Origin of the sequence: Qipengyuania sp. ASV99 (genome assembly GCF_047872805.1) — a bacterium.
GTDB lineage: Bacteria > Pseudomonadota > Alphaproteobacteria > Sphingomonadales > Sphingomonadaceae > Erythrobacter.
On the sequence record NZ_JBLQUK010000017.1, the window covers coordinates 1 to 18,472 of the forward strand.

At 60.5% G+C, this 18,472-nt stretch carries 16 protein-coding genes; 8 read left to right on the forward strand and 8 right to left on the reverse strand.

Features of this window, described 5'->3' with window-relative positions; all coding sequences use genetic code 11:
- Positions 1-117: 117 nt before the first annotated feature.
- The 7 genes from sucD to ACM64M_RS14150 all read right to left on the reverse strand — a co-directional run bounded on the left by sucD (position 118) and on the right by ACM64M_RS14150 (position 7,630).
- Positions 118-1,008 carry a succinate--CoA ligase subunit alpha gene (gene sucD, locus ACM64M_RS14120; protein ID WP_416229351.1) on the reverse strand — a complete coding sequence of 297 codons (891 nt, stop codon included), beginning with the start codon at positions 1,006-1,008 and terminating at the stop codon, positions 118-120.
- A gap of 12 nt (positions 1,009-1,020) precedes the next feature.
- Entirely contained in the window at positions 1,021-1,296 is a 276-nt protein-coding gene (locus ACM64M_RS14125) for a hypothetical protein (protein ID WP_416229352.1), read from the reverse strand.
- Complete coding sequence (mdh, locus tag ACM64M_RS14130) at positions 1,296-2,270, reverse strand: malate dehydrogenase (protein WP_416229353.1); 975 nt, start codon at positions 2,268-2,270, stop codon at positions 1,296-1,298. The genes ACM64M_RS14125 and mdh overlap by 1 nt, the downstream gene beginning before the upstream one ends.
- A 251-nt stretch (positions 2,271-2,521) precedes the next feature.
- The gene (locus ACM64M_RS14135) at positions 2,522-4,474 is read right to left on the reverse strand and encodes a putative bifunctional diguanylate cyclase/phosphodiesterase (protein ID WP_416229354.1); all 1,953 of its coding nucleotides are present in this window, start codon (positions 4,472-4,474) and stop codon (positions 2,522-2,524) included.
- Positions 4,475-4,634: 160 nt separating this feature from the next.
- Positions 4,635-5,558 (reverse strand): Coq4 family protein, encoded by a 924-nt coding sequence (locus ACM64M_RS14140; protein WP_416229355.1) that lies wholly within the window; start codon positions 5,556-5,558, stop codon positions 4,635-4,637.
- Positions 5,559-5,655: 97 nt separating this feature from the next.
- Complete coding sequence (locus ACM64M_RS14145; RefSeq protein WP_416229356.1) at positions 5,656-6,030, reverse strand: hypothetical protein; 375 nt, start codon at positions 6,028-6,030, stop codon at positions 5,656-5,658.
- Between the two features lie 187 nt (positions 6,031-6,217).
- The gene (locus tag ACM64M_RS14150; protein ID WP_416229357.1) at positions 6,218-7,630 is read right to left on the reverse strand and encodes a cell wall hydrolase; all 1,413 of its coding nucleotides are present in this window, start codon (positions 7,628-7,630) and stop codon (positions 6,218-6,220) included.
- Between ACM64M_RS14150 and ACM64M_RS14155 the strand changes: the two genes are divergently transcribed.
- The 3 genes from ACM64M_RS14155 to ACM64M_RS14165 are packed head-to-tail and all read left to right on the forward strand — an operon-like array spanning position 7,623 to position 10,230.
- Entirely contained in the window at positions 7,623-8,465 is an 843-nt protein-coding gene (locus tag ACM64M_RS14155; protein ID WP_416229358.1) for an ABC transporter substrate-binding protein, read from the forward strand. The two genes, ACM64M_RS14150 and ACM64M_RS14155, sit on opposite strands and share 8 nt — an antisense overlap.
- Positions 8,462-9,454 (forward strand): FecCD family ABC transporter permease, encoded by a 993-nt coding sequence (locus ACM64M_RS14160; protein ID WP_416229359.1) that lies wholly within the window; start codon positions 8,462-8,464, stop codon positions 9,452-9,454. The genes ACM64M_RS14155 and ACM64M_RS14160 overlap by 4 nt, the downstream gene beginning before the upstream one ends.
- The gene (locus ACM64M_RS14165; RefSeq protein WP_416229360.1) at positions 9,451-10,230 is read left to right on the forward strand and encodes an ABC transporter ATP-binding protein; all 780 of its coding nucleotides are present in this window, start codon (positions 9,451-9,453) and stop codon (positions 10,228-10,230) included. The genes ACM64M_RS14160 and ACM64M_RS14165 overlap by 4 nt, the downstream gene beginning before the upstream one ends.
- A gap of 326 nt (positions 10,231-10,556) precedes the next feature.
- On the opposite strand, the gene ACM64M_RS14170 is transcribed toward ACM64M_RS14165, so the two are convergent.
- A complete protein-coding gene (locus ACM64M_RS14170) occupies positions 10,557-10,934 on the reverse strand; it encodes a hypothetical protein (protein WP_416229361.1) in 378 nt (125 codons plus the stop codon).
- Between the two features lie 281 nt (positions 10,935-11,215).
- Between ACM64M_RS14170 and ACM64M_RS14175 the strand changes: the two genes are divergently transcribed.
- The 5 genes from ACM64M_RS14175 (at position 11,216) to ACM64M_RS14195 (ending at position 18,381) form a co-directional block, all read left to right on the forward strand.
- Positions 11,216-11,860, forward strand: coding sequence for an MT-A70 family methyltransferase (locus ACM64M_RS14175; protein ID WP_416229366.1), 645 nt, complete (start codon positions 11,216-11,218; stop codon positions 11,858-11,860).
- On the forward strand, positions 11,857-12,606 hold the full coding sequence (locus tag ACM64M_RS14180; protein WP_416229362.1) for a BglII/BstYI family type II restriction endonuclease: 750 nt from the start codon (positions 11,857-11,859) through the stop codon (positions 12,604-12,606). Before ACM64M_RS14175 ends, ACM64M_RS14180 begins: the two co-directional genes overlap by 4 nt.
- A 410-nt stretch (positions 12,607-13,016) precedes the next feature.
- Positions 13,017-15,923, forward strand: a complete 2,907-nt coding sequence (gene uvrA, locus ACM64M_RS14185; protein ID WP_416229363.1) for an excinuclease ABC subunit UvrA — start codon at positions 13,017-13,019, stop codon at positions 15,921-15,923.
- 540 nt (positions 15,924-16,463) lie between these two features.
- Positions 16,464-17,735 (forward strand): DNA methyltransferase, encoded by a 1,272-nt coding sequence (locus tag ACM64M_RS14190; protein WP_416229364.1) that lies wholly within the window; start codon positions 16,464-16,466, stop codon positions 17,733-17,735.
- The gene (locus ACM64M_RS14195; protein ID WP_416229365.1) at positions 17,725-18,381 is read left to right on the forward strand and encodes a hypothetical protein; all 657 of its coding nucleotides are present in this window, start codon (positions 17,725-17,727) and stop codon (positions 18,379-18,381) included. The genes ACM64M_RS14190 and ACM64M_RS14195 overlap by 11 nt, the downstream gene beginning before the upstream one ends.
- Positions 18,382-18,472 lie beyond the last annotated feature (91 nt).

Consider the following 18,472-nt stretch of genomic DNA (forward strand, 5'->3'; position numbering starts at 1 on the left):
CCCCCCCCCCCCCCCCCCCCCCCCCCCCCCCCCCCCCCCCCCCCCCCCCCCCCCCCCCCCCCCCCCCCCCCCCCCCGGAGAGGGGGGCGCCCGGCAAAAAAGCGGGCGCCCATAACGTCACGCCATTTCCTTCAGCATCGCGTCGAGCGTGGTGCCGAGTTCGGAGGGCGAAGGCGAGACACGGATGCCAGCGGCTTCCATCGCGGCGATCTTGTCTTCTGCGCCGCCTTTGCCGCCGGAGACAATCGCGCCTGCATGGCCCATGCGGCGGCCCGGAGGTGCGGTGCGTCCGGCGATAAAGCCGACGGTCGGCTTGCTGCGGCCCTTGGCGGCTTCCTGCTTGATGAATTCGGCGGCTTCTTCTTCGGCGCTGCCGCCGATTTCGCCGATCATGATGATGCTGGTGGTTTCCGGGTCATCGAGGAACAGGTCGAGCACGTCGATGAAGTTCGTGCCGTTGACCGGGTCGCCGCCGATGCCGACCGCGGTGGTCTGGCCGAGGCCTGCCATGGTGGTCTGGTGCACGGCTTCATAGGTGAGCGTGCCCGAACGGCTGACGATGCCGACGCTACCCTTCTTGAAAATGTTGGCGGGCATGATGCCGATCTTGCATTCATTCGGGGTCAGCACGCCGGGGCAGTTGGGGCCGATCAGCCGCGACTTGGAACCGGCGAGCGCACGCTTGGCACGGACCATGTCGAGAACCGGGATGCCTTCGGTGATGGTTATGATGAGTTCCATTTCGGCATCAATAGCCTCACAAATCGCATCAGCGGCAAAAGGCGGCGGCACGTAGATGCACGTGGCGGTGGCTCCCGTCGCTTCCTTGGCTTCGCGCACGGTGTCGAACTGCGGCAGGCCGATATGGGTGGTGCCGCCCTTGCCCGGGGTCACACCGCCAACCATCTGCGTCCCATAATCGAGCGCGGCCTGGGTGTGGAAGGTGCCGGTGTTGCCGGTCATCCCCTGGGTGATGACCTTGGTGTCTTTGTTTACGAGGATGGACATTCGTGTCTCCGATTAATTCAGTTCAATTTTTGGTTTGGTCGAAAGGCGAAATGCCAATGCCAGAAAGAGGCCTAAAGCGCCGACCACAAACGGGACCATCAGGACCACGCTGATGCCGGGATAACCGGGTTCGACCAGACGCTCGAAGCCATACTGATCAACTATGATCCAGAGGGCCAGAATTGCCGTCGGAGCAAGAAGGGCCAACGCAATCCTCCAATAGCCTTTCAGACCTAGCCAAAGCAGAGCTGCAAAGTAGGCTAAGAGAGAGATCGCGACGAATTCCATTACGCCAGCGAACTATCCAGCGCCTTGCACGCCTCAAGCAGTTCCTTGACCGCATCGACGCTGACGCCGAGGTTGGCCTTTTCCTCGTCGGTCAGGCTGATCTCGATCACTTCTTCCGCGCCGCCTGCACCGATCACTACCGGCACGCCGACATAGAGCCCGTCGAGACCGTATTTGCCATCAACCTGCACCGCACACGGCAGGATGCGCTTCTGATCATAGAGATAGGCTTCGGCCATCGAAATGGCGCTGGTAGCGGGGGCATAGAACGCCGATCCTGTGCCGAGCAGCGCAACAATCTCGCCGCCGCCGCCGCGTGTGCGCTTGACGATTTCGCCGAGGCGGTCTTCGGAAATGCCTTTGATCTTGGCCATGTCCGCGACCGGAATGCCGTTGATCGTCGAATAGCTCAGCACCGGCACCATCGTGTCGCCGTGGCCGCCGAGCACGAAGGCGTTCACGTCCTTCACCGAGACGCCGAATTCCCAAGCGAGGAAGGTGGCGAAGCGCGCCGAGTCCAGCACGCCGGCCATGCCGACGACCATTTTGGCCGGAAGGCCGGAAAACTCGCGCAGCGCCCACACCATCGCGTCCAAGGGGTTGGTGATGCAGATCACGAAAGCATCGGGGCAATTGTTCTTGATGCCTTCACCAACCGCCTTCATCACTTTCAAATTGATGCCGAGCAAATCGTCGCGGCTCATGCCGGGCTTGCGCGCGACGCCTGCGGTGACGATCACCACATCCGCGCCAGCGATATCGGCATAGTCGTTCGATCCGGTGATTTTGGCGTCGAAGCCTTCCACGGGTCCGCATTGCGACAGGTCCAGCGCCTTGCCCTGCGGCACGCCTTCGACCACGTCGAACAGCACGACGTCGCCAAGTCCCTTCGCCGCTGCGAGATGCGCGAGTGTGCCGCCAATGTTACCGGCGCCGATCAGCGCGATTTTCTTGCGTCCTGCATTCGTGGCCATAGCGATGGTTCCTTCCCAAAACTGTCGGGACGAGGATGCAAGATTATCGGTTCCAGGCTCTCATCCCTAACGGCCCGGCACCAGCGTATGATGCGCGGCCTAGGCCCGCGAAAGCGCGATTGCAACCGACAATAGGGCGCAGCTTTCAACTATCTTTGCAAATAGTTCGCATGTGCAACAAACCTACGGGTTTGCTCGCAAACACCAGTGCAGTAACGTTAAGTAGGCGGGATCAGCCTATTGCGACGCGGTCAACCGGCCGCCTTGCGGACATCCTGTTCGCGTTCATTCGCCAGCAGCATCGCGGCGAGGTAATCGGGCACTGCGCGGCTGAAATAATAGCCCTGACCCAGATTGCAGCCCGCACTTTTGACAGCCTGAACCTGTTCGACCGTCTCCAACCCTTCGGCAACAATATCCATGCCCAGCGTCGTGCCCATTTCGGCGACCGCGCGGATGATTGCATCGCTTTTGCGGCCAACCTGCGAACCGGAGACAAAGCTGCGGTCGACCTTGATCTTGGAGAAGGGGAATTTGTTGATGTAGCCGAGCGAGGAATAGCCCGTGCCGAAATCGTCGAGCGCAAAGCGCACGCCAATCTCCGACAATTCCTCGATAAAATCGGCGGTGGCGTGATTATCCTCGATAAACAGGCTTTCGGTCACTTCGAGTTCAAGCCTGCGCGGATCAAGGCCCGCTTCGCGCAGCGCGTTCTTGATCCCCAACGCGGCCCCCGGTGCGCGGATTTGCAGCGGCGAAAGATTGACCGCAACCGTGACGTCTTCGGGCCAGCTGGCGGCAATCCGCGCGGCCTGCGCGGTGATCCAGTTGCCCAGCGTGACGATAACCCCGGTCTCTTCGGCGACGGGGATGAATTCATCGGGCTTGAGCTCGCCCTTTTCCGGGTGGAACCAGCGCACAAGCGCTTCGAACGTCTTGATCCGTCCGGTTTCCAGATCGACGATTGGCTGAAAGAAGATCGACAATTCGTCGCGTTTCAGCGCGGAGCGGAGCTCGTCTTCGATTTCCCGGCGGCGCACCAGATCGCGGCTCATCGAACTGTCATAGAAACAGGTCTGCGACCGCCCCCCGACCTTGGCATGATACAGCGCAAGATCCGCTGCTTTCATCAGCGAGTCGGCGTCGGTGCCATTGTCGGGCAGCAAAGCAACGCCAAGCGAGGCGCGCACCTCCAACCGCTCACCGTCGATGCGGAAAGGCCGCATGATCTCTGCGTGGATTTCGCTGGAGAGCTTTTCGGCTTCCTTGCGGTCTTCAACCGCGCAGAATACGATGAATTCATCGCCGCCGAACCGGGCCACGGTCGCACTCTCGGGGGAAACTTCAGAAAGCCGCTTGGCAACTTCGCTCAGCACGCGGTCGCCGACCGGATGACCGAGCAAGTCATTCACTTCCTTGAACCGGTCAAGATCGACCCAGATCAGCGCCTTGCGGCTGTCATCTTCGATCGCCATCATGGTTTCAACCATCGCGTGATTGAGCCCCGCACGATTGGCCAGCCCGGTGACGACGTCGGTGCGCGCCAACACCTGCATCTTGTCCGCGAATTTGGCATTCGAATGGGCAGAAACGATTGAATCGCGCAGCGACCGGAACACATTGAAGGTGATCGAGATGGTCGAGGGTATGTGCAGCAAGGTCGCAACGCCCAATATCTGGATCAGGGTCGAATCGCTCAGCAGCATGGCGATGCTGAGCGGCACCAGCACAAGCAGCAATTGACCGAGCGCGATCGTTGGTCGCCCGGCATTTCGGGCCGCAATTGCGGTCGCATAACTGACCGCAACCACCACCAGCAACATCTTTGCAGCCGGGAGGATGTCGTGTGTAATCGCCAACACGGCCATGACGCTGAGCGAGGCAGCATAAGCGAAAGCGCCGATTTCGAAGACGATCTCGCTGGCAACCGAATTTGCCATGCCAAATTGCTTCACGGCAACCAGGATCGCAATCCGGATGAGGGCGATAACGCCCACTGTCCATGCTGCCGCGATCAGCAGGCTGTCGCCAGTCGTCAGCGCCGCAGCGATGCACAGGCCGCCGCCGCAAACGGCACCGATCAGCAGGCTCAAGGGATTTGAATACAGCAATCCCACCAGGGTCTCGCGAACCTGTTGATCGACTTCGTCGTTCGCCTTGAGGCGAAAGAAGGGAGCACGAAAGCTCAAGATGGACCTAACCACGCTGTTTCATCCCTCGGAGTTAATCGAAAGTCGTCACAGAATGGTTAAAGAATTGGTTAGATAATGGCGCGCGAACCTGAGTGAGGCACGATCCCTGATCCGCCTGTTTCGGGGATTGGTGCCAAATAGATTGGTGGCCCGGAACTTGCCGCCTGAAGGCTTACGCTTCCTGCTTTGCAAGAAAGGCGTGTGGGTCGATCCCCTCCGAACGCCAGACATCCAGAACTTTGAGATAGGTTGTCGGCTGAGGCACGTTAAGCCGCCGACGCACTTCTTCAAGCGGGAGAGGCAGCAATTCGCGAATCGGTTGTTCGACGATCCGCTGGGTCAGGCGGCCATGGCGGCGTGCCTCACGCAGCGCACCGATAACCGGAGCGCGCGATTTCAGCTTGACCCGCATCAGCAGGGTTCCTGCCCAAGCGACAAACAGATGTCCAGGGCTGGGGCGCTGATGGAACAGAAATCCGAGCACGCATTGTTCACCCAATGTGTCACGCCCATAGCCGGTGAGGATATGGAGTATGTCATGCGTATCGCGCAGGCGGTCCCCATACCATTCGACCCCGTCGGGCAACATGGCCATGCCGTTGCGCGTGTCGCCCGATGCTTCGACCAGCCCTGCCGCCGTCAGCCCTTCGCGTTCCATGAAATCGCAATAGGCATGCGCAAAGCTGCCCTTGGGCATTTTCCGCAAGGTCGCATGGTCATCGAAAAGATCGGGCAGATATGGCTCCGACTGAAAGATCGCCTGACCTTTTTCCGTTGCCAGAAACGCCGCCGCTTCCTCGCCCACGGCGCGCCACGGCAGCGCATCGAACACCCCGATCAATTCGTCGGTGCGTTCCTTGTCTTTCAACACCTTGCTGAAATGGTGCCACGCTTTCGGGAAGTCCAGCCTTGGCCGCACGCGGTCAGGATGGACGACCGGCATCGTTTCGACGCCGTTGGCGGTTGTGCGCGCGATGTAGCTGGGGTCAAGCGTGCCCCCCTCGCTATCGCCGACTTCCCTGAGAAGGAACGAATTCTCGGCGATCTGCGCCGGATTTTGGTGATCAAGCGACCGGAGAGCTGTCGTGTTGGCCATGCGGCAAAAAATGCAGCATGGTTAAGAATTTGTCAATCGTTTTGAATACTTGCGCAGGCGCCTTAAAAAGCCATGATTGGCCCGGCCGAACACCGCCCTAACTGGGCAAGTGTCTGGGATGAATGACAGTATCAGCTATTCTTCGATCAAGCGTGCGCGTGATGCCCAGCCACCAATCAAAGGCTTGCCGGTCGCCAGCGAAAAACGCTTCTTCGGCGCGGGTCCGCGCTTCGCGCGCTGCACCCAGACCGTGCTGTGCAAAATGCCGCAGGGCCGCGCGCAGCAGCTGATCGCTTGCCGCGCCATGAGCGCCGCCCAGATCATTATCGTTGGCGGCGCGTTCCGCTGCACGGGCCGCCGGGATTGCGCCGAACCTATGCGCCAGCCCGCTGTCATGGGAAAGACCGGTAACACGACTGGAAAAATGCGGTGCAGCGGAAAAGGGGATGCGCATGATTGGCGTAAAGTCCATGTCGTGCGCTGCGCCTTGTCCTGTATCCGGGCTTGATCCGGGGCGAACGGTGCGAAACGCAAGTTTTCAGCAAGTTCTCCGCGCCTAGGGGCAATCACGCTAAGGGTTGGTGTTTAGCTAAGGTTTCGAGCGCGTTAACTGTGAACCGCGCGCGGCCAGAAAACGCACACCCTGATGCGCAAGAGCGCTATTGGCCGGGCAAAGCCGGGCCGTCAGTCGGGCGATTGTCTGTACGGGTGCTGTCGCCGTTCAAAGACGCACGCGATGCACCGGATTTCCATTGTCCGGCACGGGCATAATCGCTGCGCACCTGTCCGGCCCCCGACAACGCGGGGTCGGCAAGGATCGGCTGGGAATAGGCTGGCTGGGGTGCTGCGGGCGTCCCGCCGGATGGAGCGCTTGCGGGCGAAGCCGCAGCGGCGCTTTGCCGGATTGCGGGCAGGGCAGGCAGATCAGCGCCGCTTCCGCCAATCGCCGATGGTTCGGCCGCGCCGCTCAGGTTTCCGGTCAGGCTCGGCTCGACCCCGGCATAGCGTCCGGTGAAGGCACCGCGCTGACCGGCGGCCCCGCGGTTGCGGTAAAAACGGTGCGCGCCGATCGTGCCGACATGGTCAAGGCTGCTCGCCCAATAGGGGTTCACCCAAAGCGTGTGGTAATGGGTCGCATGGCCAATCGGTTCGTAAACGCTGCCCGACAAGGCTTCGCCCGCGATGCGTTGAGCGCGGACCCAGCTCGCGCCGCTGGAGCGGCGCGCCAGACTGCCGTCGCAGGTGAAGGTAAATTGGCAACCGGTGCTGCGCTGCGATCCCTGATAGACGACGCCGCACACACTGCCGGGCCAATTGGGATGCGCAACCCGGTTGAGCACGACCTGCGCAACCGCGCGCTGACCGGCTTCGCTTTCGCTGGCGGCTTCGTACCAGATTGCCTGCGCCAGACAGTCTGCGGCGCGCAAATGGCTGGTCCCGGCAACGCTGAAAAACGGCCGTGCGGCGGGGCCTGCATCGATCAATTCGCCCAATTCGCGCCCGGCCTCTGCCCCCGGCGCACTGGCATCGAACGTCGGTAGCGCGACCAGTGCCCCCGCATCCGGATCGGCGAGGAAGAAGAACGCCGACCCCGGAAAGCTCATGCCCGGTCGCTCAAACGGCATGGCGGGGTTCTGCGCGAGTTGCTGCGCCAATTGCGCATTGACCAGTTCAGCCTCGGTCGGCGCGGCGCCGGGCAGCTCGCCAAAATCGCCCGACGCGGCCATTGCAGGCACGGTGATCGCCGCAAGCAGCACCGCAATGTGCCTGCGATACGTCCGCGGCGGTGTGGCCGAGGCTTGGCGTGCAGCCTCGGCGGCATCCATACGCGCGGCTCTCCCATCGGGCAAAGCGATGACACGCGGTGCCGGCTTTGGCCCAAGACCGAGGAGTTTGCGGAGTGCATGCATGGCGCGAGAACGCGCGTAGCGGGCAATGGCATGCGGAGCGAGCCCGGCGACAGGCACCGTCCCGAAAACGTACAGACGGGTCAAATCGGTTAACGCCCCTGCAATGGTGCCCGCTTGCAGCCGCGCGCGCCGCCGCCTATCGCGGCGGGCGATCATGGGCATTGGCGACATCAGATGGGGAATGGGGCTGATGGTCACGCTTGCGCTGTCTGCTTGCGCGCCCGAAGTGCCGGTGCGCGGGACCGGGCCGGGGCCAACCTTCGTCAGTCTAAACCCCTGCATCGACGCGATCCTGATTGAAGTGGCCGCGCCGCAGCAAATCCTCGCGCTGTCGCATTACAGCCGCGATCCTGCGTCCAGTTCGATTGACCCGCAAACCGCCGCGCGCTTTGGCGTGACCGGCGGCACTGCCGAAGAGGTGATCGCGCTGGAGCCGGACATTGTGCTTGCCTCCACCTTTATCGCCCCGGCGACCCGCGCCGCGCTCGAACGCGCTGGCCTGCGCGTGGAAAGTTTTGGCAGTCCGGCGACCACGCAGGAAAGCGTCGAACAAATCCGCGAACTGGCTGCGCTTGCTGGCGACATTCGCCGCGCACAGCCGCTGACCGCTCGGATTGACGCGCCTGCGCCCCCTGCACTGTCAGGCGGGAAGAGCGTGCTGCTATGGCAAGCGGGGCAGATCGTTCCGGGGGAGGCGACGCTGGTCGCTGAACATTTGCGCTGGGCGGGCCTTGCCAGCCACAGCGCGGCGATGGGGCTGAAGCAATCCGATTTCGTGTCGCTTGAAGCGGTACTGGCCGATCCGCCCGATCTGTTGCTGGTTGCGGGAGATGCGCGCGCGCAGACGCATCCGCTGCTCGGCCAGCTTGCGGGGACTCATGTCGCGCATTTCGATCCTGCCCTGTTTTATTGCGGTGGGCCGAGTATACCGCGCGCGCGGGCGCGCTTGATCGAAATTCGCCGCGAGGCTGCGCGCCAATGGGATGCGGCGTCATGAACCGCGCGGTTTTGGTGTTCGCAGGCTTGCTGGTGCTGCTGGTGCCGCTGTCGCTGCTCGCGGGGCGGGTGTGGATTGATCCGTTTGCCGCGCATCCCAGTGTGCCCAATGCCGCGCTGATTCTGATGGAACTGCGCCTGCCGCGCGCGGTGCTGGCAATCCTTGTCGGCGCGGGGCTGGGCACAGCGGGGGCGGCGATGCAAGGCTATCTGCGCAATCCGCTGGCCGATCCCGGCCTGTTCGGCATTGCTCCGATGGCGGCGCTGGGGGCGGTGGCGAGTTTCTGGTTCGGTGCGCTGCTGCCGCCTGCGCTGGCCGCGATCAGCCTGCCCGCCTTTGCGCTGGCGGGGGCGGCGCTGGCGATGGCCTTGCTGGCGTTGATCGCAGGAAGGACAGCGTCAGGCGCGGGCGGAGGGATTGCACTGTTCACGCTGGCCGGGTTGATGATCGCCAGCCTTGCCGGAGCGCTCACCGCTTTGGCGATCACCATGGCCCCCAGCGCCTTTGCGCTCAGCCAGATCGTGCTGTGGCTGAACGGAGCGCTGACCGACCGGTCTTGGGATGATGTATGGGTCGCCGCGCCGCTGACGCTGGCCGGATTTGCGGCGCTGTTTGCCGCCGGGCGCGGGCTCGATGCGCTCACTCTGGGCGAGGAAGCGGCGCGGTCGATGGGGCTCGATCCGCGCGGCCTGCTGCTGCTGCTGGTCATCGGCACCGGGCTGACCGTTGGCGCGGGGGTCGCAGCGGCAGGGATCATCGGCTTTGTCGGGCTGATCGTGCCGCATCTGGTGCGCCCGTTGACCGACCGGATGCCGTCCTCGCTGCTGCTGCCCAGCGCACTGGCGGGGGCGTGTCTGGTGCTTGCCGCCGATAGCACGGTGCGGGTGCTGCCCATGGTGACAGAGCTGCGGCTGGGCATTGCCCTGTCGCTGATCGGTGCGCCGTTTTTCCTGTGGTTGCTGATCAAGCTGCGGCGAGGGCAGATATGACGCTGAGCGCCGATAGTCTTTCGCTGAACCGCGGCGGAGCGGAGGTCCTGCACGGCATTTCAGCGAGCCTGGCACCCGGTCAGATAACCGCGATCGTTGGCCCCAATGGCGCGGGCAAATCGAGCCTGCTGATGGCGCTCGCCGGACTGCTCGAAGCTTCGGCGGGGAAGGTTCTGCTGGAGGGTGAGCCGCTCTCCGCGATCCCTGTGCGCCGCCGCGCCTGCGCCATCGGATATTTGCCGCAAGGCGCGGACATTGCTTGGGATGTGGCGGCGGAGGCGCTGGTCATGCTGGGCCGGATGCCGCACCGCGATGCACTCCGCGAACCGGTGGAGGCGGCGATCACCGCGCTCGACCTTTCCCACCTGCGCCGCCGCCCGGTCAGCACGCTGTCTGGCGGAGAGCGCGCGCGGGTGCTGCTGGCGCGGGTGCTGGCGGGGGAGCCGCGCTGGATCCTCGCCGATGAACCGCTCGCCGCGCTCGACCTGGCGCATCAATTGCGGCTGGCGGAGCATTTGCGCGGCTGCGCGGCGCGCGGGGCGGGGGTGGTGATCGTTCTGCACGATCTGGCACTGGCGATGAACCATGCGGACCGGGTGCTGGTGCTCGACCGCGGCACGCTGGCGGCCAATGCTCCGCCGCCTCAGGCGCTGTCGCCAGAGGTGATAGAGCGGGTCTGGGGGGTGAGGGCACAATGGCTGATCGGAGCGGGCCAACCCAATCCGGGCCAACCCAATCCGGGCCAGCACGCGCTCGTCACATATGGCCGTGATTGAAGGTGCAATTTCAACCACGGCCGCACATGCCGATCACTAGCCGACCCGGCGCGGCAGGTTAGGGTTTTGCCGCGGTCTCTTTTGCGAGCGCTGTATCCGAAGCCCATTGGTGCGACCCGAAGGGCAGGGAGCAGCAAGCCTGCAAAGAGAGCTCTTTATTCGATCATTTTACGCAATGGTGCGACTTCATATTTTCTATACCCCCCTGCAAAACGCCCAATTTCCGCCATTTTCGAAGGAAATTTCAGGGTTCCAGCGAAGCAAAGCTGGCTCAGCTTGCAAATTTTAATCGCAGATTATGGACGATCCCGCGCCGGTTTCGCCGGTTAACCCGCGCAATAGCGATACTCTCCGGCCTCGCAGCGGCGCACCGCTTCGCGCCACTCGGCCATCCGGCGTTCGTAATCGGCACGGCTGCGTTCGTAATCGCTGATCGCCTGCGCATGATCGCGCCGCGCCTGCCATCCGCGAGCGTATTCCGCATCGCGGCTGCGGACATAACGCAATTGTTCGCGGTTGAGCCGCTCGATTTCGGCTTTATCGCGCGCCAGTTCCTCCGCGCTCAGCCCGCCGCAGCCATCAGGATTGCAGGCAAGTGCGGGCCCGGCGAGGCTGGCAAGGCTCAGCGCTGCGGCAAGCGGCAGGTGGCCAGTAAAGCGGGCAGTGAAGCGGGCAGTGTGTCGAGAGCGCGATTGGGGATGCATGATGTCGTCCTTTCACAAGCATAACGCGGCAAGGCGCAGCTTTATTCCCAATAATTTTGCACCCGCAGGACTGAACCGATTGCTTGTGAAGAGGGTAAACGGGGGTGGGCGGGTGAAAGGTAGAAGGCTGAGGCTTGTCATTGCAAGCTCTCCGCGCCACACTGTCTGATATCGGGCAACAATGCGCTGATCCAAGCCTTATAAAGCTTGTGAGTTCCAAACTGTTTGTTGAATCAGCGATGGGCGTTGACAGCAAAGGCACATCCGAGCATGGTCCCGTTATGTTCCAACAAGAATCCGAAGCCGCGTCTGACCTCTTGAGGGTCGCCGATCAAAGGAAATTTGGGACGGTCCTTGCCGACCCACCTTGGCAATTTCAGAACCGAACAGGGAAAGTTGCCCCAGAACACAAGCGACTAAATCGGTACGGGACAATGAAACTGGATGAGATTTGTGCGCTTCCAGTCGGCGATATAGCTGCGGATCCATCGCATCTGTATTTATGGGTTCCCAATGCGCTCCTTCCGGATGGCCTGCGAGTCATGGAGGCATGGGGTTATCGCTATGTTTCAAACATTGTGTGGCACAAGATCCGTAAAGATGGTGGGTCTGACGGGCGCGGTGTTGGTTTCTATTTCCGCAACGTTACTGAGTTGCTCCTGTTTGGGGTCAAAGGGAAAAATGCAAGAACGCTGGCTCCGGGGCGCAGGCAAGTTAACATTATTCAATCGCGCAAGCGCGAACATAGCCGAAAGCCGGATGAGCAATATGATTTGATCGAGGATTGTAGCTGGGGGCCTAGAATAGAACTGTTTAGCCGCGGGACACGCAGCGACTGGACTGTTTGGGGCAATCAAGCCGATGACAGCTATGAGCCGACATGGAAAACGTACAGTTTTAACTCATTGGCGGTTGCAGCTGAATGAGTGCCAACGCCGAAGAAACGCCGATCGAGGTTGATGATGACGTATCAAACGGTCGTGGATCTGATAGCGCCAAGCTGATTGAGCAAGTGTTCGAGCCTGAATTGCGGACGAAATTTGAGATCTTTAGTTACCGAAATGCCGCTACGATTCTGCAAACGAGTTTTCCAGATCAGTTTTCTCAAATCACAAGAGCGCTGCTTGAATTCAACGTATCCTCCAGTCTCATCCGTCGACCTGGTGGAAGTAAGGGGCCCATCGCAAAATACGTTGATACGCTTTTTATTGAAGATGACGGTTGGCGAGAAGCGAGGATTAGTGCTGATTTACACGTGAAGCTATTGCACGCGAAGAAGAGGAACTCGCTGATATCTTCATATGTCCGTGTGGGGTTTCTTGATGGCCACCGCATTGACTTCCTCAATGGGCGGGTAGCCTTGGATCTCGAATGGAATTCTAAGGACCAAACCTATGATCGCGATCTGTATGCTTTTTCGGCATTTTATGATGCCGGCGCTATCGACGTGGGTGTGATCGTTACTCGCGGCTCATCGCTCGACACTGCGTATTTCCGCAGTCTCGGCAAAGTGCTGAATAAAGACGGTTCAGAGGGTGCCGATGAGGTTTATCGGAAGTTCGGTGCGTCGACCACTTGGATGGGTAAACTGCTTTACCGCTTGGATGCTGGTCGTAATGGCGGGTGTCCTGTCTTAGCTATCGGAATTACGCCAAAATGTATAACTGAGTAGAGCCCAATTGGTTGCTAATGATATCGCGGCCTTCACGGCAAACACCCGCGCCTGCAAATCATCACGCTGGCCGAACTGTTTCAGAACAAGCGGCCCGATATTCCGTGGGTCGATGCCAGTGCGGTGAAGAAAGCCAAGCGTGAGGATACGGCCAAGCAGGAGAAGCTGCTGTAGTTCTCTTTTCCGTCATCCCGGCGCAGGCCGGGATCCATCTGCCACGGGTGCGCGGGCACCGATTTGGGTGCCGGCCTGCGCCGGGGTGACGAAAAGATTCACGTCACCTGTTCTCGGCACCAAATCTTGCATCGCCCGTTGCATAGCGGCACATCGCGAACCATCTCGTGGAACATTCGCCGCCACCCATGCGCGCCCCTTGACCCGCGCGAACATTTCCGGAACAGACTGCCCCTATGAGCCTTACCAAAATCTCCGTCCGCGGTGCGCGTGAACACAATCTCAAGGGCATCGACATTGATCTGCCGAGGGATAGCCTGATCGTTGTCACCGGGCTTTCGGGCAGCGGCAAGTCCTCCCTCGCCTTTGACACCATCTATGCCGAGGGACAGCGGCGCTATGTCGAGAGCCTCAGCGCCTATGCGCGCCAGTTCCTCGAAATGATGCAGAAACCCGATGTCGAACATATCGACGGGCTGTCGCCTGCGATCAGCATCGAGCAGAAGACCACCAGCCGCAATCCGCGCTCCACCGTGGCGACGGTGACCGAGATTTACGATTACATGCGGCTGCTCTGGGCGCGGGTCGGGGTGCCTTATTCGCCCGCCACGGGAAAGCCGATTGCCGCGCAGACCGTCAGCCAGATGGTCGACCGGGTGATGGAATTGCCCGAAGGCACGCGCGCCTATCTGCTCGCCCCGGCGGTGCGCGGGCGCAAGGGCGAATACCGGCGCGAACTGGCCGAATGGCAAAAGGCAGGCTTTACCCGCGTGCGCATCGACGGCGAGCTATACGGGATCGAGGAAGCCCCCGCGCTCGACAAGAAATTCAAGCATGACATCGAAGTCGTGGTTGACCGGATCGCGGTGAAAGCAGGGCTGGAGACGCGGCTGGCGGACAGTTTTGAACAGGCGCTGAAACTGGCGGACGGGCTGGCCTATGTCGATTTGGTGGATGGTGCCGTGCCTGGCCGCGACGAAGAAGGCGCATCCGGAGGAGCAATGAAAGGCGCAGGCCTGCCGCTCAACCGCATCGTCTTTTCCGAAAAATTCGCCTGCCCGGTCAGCGGGTTCACCATTGAGGAGATCGAGCCGCGCTTGTTCTCCTTCAACTCGCCGCAGGGCGCGTGTCCGACCTGCGACGGGATCGGGGAAAAGCAGCTCTTCGACGAACAACTGGTGGTCCCGAACGAGGCATTGTCGCTGAAACAGGGGGCAATTGCGCCATGGGCGAAGAGCAACCCACCGTCGCCCTATTACATGCAGGTGCTGAGCAGCCTGGCGGCGGCGTATGATTTCGCCATCACCACCCCGTGGCGCGAGCTTGCGCCGGACCAGCGGCTGATCATCCTCCACGGCACGGGCGGGATGCCGGTCCCGCTGACGTTCAAGGACGGGCGCAAGCAATACACCGTCAACAAGGCGTTCGAGGGCGTGATCGGCAACCTCAATCGCCGCAAATTGCAGACCGAAAGCGCGTGGATGCAGGAGGAGCTGGCGAAATTCCAGACCGCGCAGCCGTGCGAGACCTGCGGGGGCAAACGGCTGAATGAAAAAGCGCTGGCGGTGAAGGTCGCGGGAACCGACATCGCCGCTCCGGTCGCCATGAGCGTGTCCGATGCCAAGGCGTGGTTCCTTGCCCTCGACGCGCAATTGACCGAAACGCAGTCGCAAATCGCCCGCGCGATCCTGAAGGAAATCAACGAGCGGCTGGGCTTCCTCGACAATGTCGGGCTGGATTATCTCAATCTCGACCGCACCAGCGGGACGTTGAGCGGGGGGGAGAGCCAGCGCATCCGCCTCGCCAGCCAGATCGGCAGCGGGCTGTCGGGCGTGCTCTATGTGCTCGACGAACCCAGCATCGGCCTGCATCAACGCGACAATGACCGGCTGCTGGAGACGCTCAAACGCCTGCGCGATCTCGGCAACACGGTGATCGTGGTGGAGCATGATGAGGACGCCATCCGTCAGGCGGACCATATCGTCGATCTTGGCCCCGGCGCGGGCGTGCGCGGCGGTGAGGTCGTGGCGCAAGGGACGCTGAAACAGATCCTCAAGGCCAAGGGCAGCCTCACCGCCGATTACCTCACCGGACGCCGCCGGATCGAAGTGCCGCAGACCCGGCGCAAGGGCAACGGCCACAAACTCACGGTCAAGGGCGCGAGCGCGAACAACCTCAAACACGTCACCGCCGCCATCCCGCTCGGCACCTTCACCTGCATCACCGGGGTCAGCGGCAGCGGCAAATCCTCCTTCACCATCGACACGCTGTATGCCGCCGCCGCGCGGCAATTGAACGGCGCGCGCATCATCGCGGGCAAGCACGATGCCATCACCGGCCTCGAATATTGCGACAAGGTGATCGAGATCGACCAATCCCCCATCGGCCGCACCCCGCGCAGCAACCCGGCGACCTACACCGGCGCCTTCACCCAGATCCGCGACTGGTTCGCTGGCCTCCCCGAAAGCCAGGCCCGCGGGTACAAGCCGGGGCGGTTCAGCTTCAACGTCAAGGGCGGGCGCTGCGAGAAATGCACCGGCGACGGGCTGATCAAGATCGAGATGCACTTTCTCCCCGATGTCTATGTGACGTGCGAGGAATGCGGCGGGCGGCGCTACAACCGCGAAACGCTGGAGGTGAAGTTCAAGGGCCTCAGCATCGCCGACGTGCTCGACATGACGATCGAGGATGCGGAGGAATTCTTCAAGGCGGTCCCCCCGATCCGCGAAAAGATGCGGATGCTGTGCGAAGTGGGCCTCGGCTATGTCAAGGTCGGGCAGCAGGCGACGACGCTGTCGGGCGGAGAGGCGCAGCGGGTGAAGCTGGCGAAGGAACTGGCCAAGCGCTCCACCGGGCAGACGCTGTATATCCTCGACGAACCGACCACCGGCCTGCATTTCGAGGACGTGCGCAAACTCCTCGAAGTGCTGCACCGGCTGGTGGAGCAGGGCAATTCGGTGGTGGTGATCGAGCACAATCTCGACGTGATCAAGACCGCCGACTGGATCGTGGACCTCGGGCCAGAGGGCGGCGTGCGCGGGGGGGAGATTGTGGCGGAGGGGACACCGGAGGACGTGGTGAAGGTGGAGCGGTCGTTTACGGGGGCGTATCTGGCGCCCCTCCTCAAGCGAGCCCCCGCGTAGGCGGGGGCCTCAGGCGGCAAGCGCAAGGCTGCGAAGCGGGAGGCGGCAGAGTGGCCTTCGTCATTGCGAGACGCGAAGCGGCGCGGCGAAGCGAAGCTGTCCAGAGGACAATCCAGAGTTTCAGCGCGAGAGGCTCTGGATTGCTTCACTTCGCTCGCAATGACAAGAGGGAGAGGCGGGGTGCGCCGCACCCTCCGCCCATACCTCATCCGTCACCCCGGCGAAGGCCGGGGTCCAGCTTCTTTATGTTTCACGCAAAGACGCGAAGAGGGCAGCATTTCTCCGCAAGCCCCTGTCATCCCCGTGAAAGCTGGGAGCCAGAGCCGCAGGGAACCGCCCGCGATTGCGAAAATACCAAGCCCTTGCCCGCCTCGCTGCGCCACGTGTTTCGCGCAGAGTGCGCAGAGAGACTTCGGGTAATGGTGGACGAACAAGATTAGTGGCTTGCTACAATGTTCGAAATGGATGCATCACTCCCTATAATGATTGAGTTCCTGTTCAACATATGTTCCAGTCAGCGTTGGTTGTTGGAGTAAAGACATGGACCACCAGATGAGCGTGAAAGCGCTGCAGCATTTTGACGATCTGTTTGCAGAGGAATCCGAATCTGATTCTCATGCGGGATTAATCATTGATCAGATCGCTGCGTTCGACGAATTTGGTGCAGCGACCGTTCAACAGAGCGTTGAAGATATTCCTTACTTCATAAACGAGTTTTGGACATCCGGCCAACGTAAAGGTCATTCGATTCACGAGATTAGTTATCGTGCTTGTTTCAAATCACAGTTGCCTGAGTTTTTTATACGGCGACTGACGCAGCCAGGGGATCTAGTGCTTGACCCATTTATGGGGCGCGGAACCACTCCGGTGGAAGCGCACCTGTTGGGTCGGGTTCCTGTTGGAAATGACATCAACCCGCTGTCTGTCCTGCTAACGCGTCCGAGACTGAACGTTCCAACTTACCATGAAGTCCAATCAGCGTTACGAGGCATAAATTGGGATAGAAAGGTCGACGTGCGCGAAGACCTTCTAGCGTTTTTTCATCCTGAAACCTTGCGTCGCCTCTGTGTCCTTAGGGAACATTTGCTAGAGCTTGCACCCATATCGCAGACACAACCAGATCGTGCGGTTGACTGGGTTCGGATGGTTGCCATCAATCGATTGACCGGTCATTCGGCTGGGTTCTTCTCAGTCTACTCCTTGCCCCCCAATCAAGCCGTAACTGTTGATCGCCAGATACGAATCAATGAAAAACGAAATCAGGTCCCACCAATTCGTGATATCGTCTCAATCATTCTCAAGAAAACTAGATCGTTACTTCGCAGCGGAACTCCAAAAATTGGTTCAAACGAAAACCTGTTTGTAGGTCCTGCTGATCAGCTAAAATCACTAGCCAGTGGCAGCATCGCGCTAACTATTACGTCGCCACCTTTTCTTGATGTGGTGCAATACGCTGACGACAATTGGTTGCGCTGCTGGTTCGCCGGAATCGACAGCTCAACCGTCCAAATTTCGATGCATCGGACTGAGGACGCCTGGGAGCAGATGGTGCGAAGCGTTCTGACCGAACAGGCGCGGGTTCTGAGGCATGGAGGGCATATTGCGTTTGAAGTTGGCGAAGTGAGGAACGGAAAAGTACTTCTGGAGAAGGCTGTTTGGAGAGCGGCGGAAGGATTACCATTCGAGCGATTGGGAGTAATGGTTAATCAGCAGGAATTCACGAAAACGGCAAATTGCTGGGGTGTGGGGAACAATTCAAAAGGCACCAATACCAACCGTATCGTGCTTCTAAGGAGGACCTGTGACCGATAAGAAAGTCGAAGAGTTTCTTTCCGAGGCAATTATTGCCTATCGAAAACTGCCAAAAGACATCTCAGTCGGGGTTTCCATTGAGGGAATTAGTGGACGTCGAGTTTTGCCACTCGATGCGGACCAGTGCGACGTGGAGCTTGTTCAAAAGTTGTGCGCGGCTGCGGCAAATTTGATAGGCCAGTCCAAAGAAATCCCGATTAAGACTGGTCGTGTAAATGAGCTTGGGAACAACATCGAAGAACCGTTGCTAGACGCCTGTCGCGACATTGGTCTGAACGCAACTTGGCCGAAGCGAGCGGATGGTTCGGGTGGCCGATCAGGATATCCCGATATTGCGATTGATATCGATGGAGAGCGCCCAGCCTATCTAGAAGCAAAGGTGATTGCCGAAGGCACGGAGGCGTCCAGCTTTCGATCCTTCTATCTTTCCCCATCGGACAATCCCAAAGTTTGTGTCGATGCGAGGCACCTCCTTCTCGCTTTTACGCACGAGCGGCGCGAGAATAGCGCGGAGGGGCTAGAGCAATATGCGCTCACTAGTTTCAAGCTTGTTGATCTCTATAAAGTCAAAGGCAAAATCAAGTTCGAATATCAGTCGAATAACAAGGAGATGTATCTCAAGGGCGCAGTTATTGCTACCGGGTAACTTGGATCTTTCCTACACTCTGAACCGCCCCGGGATTGCCGGAGGCCATTTGGTTTAAGTTATGCTGCCATGGCGGTATCGTCCAGCATGG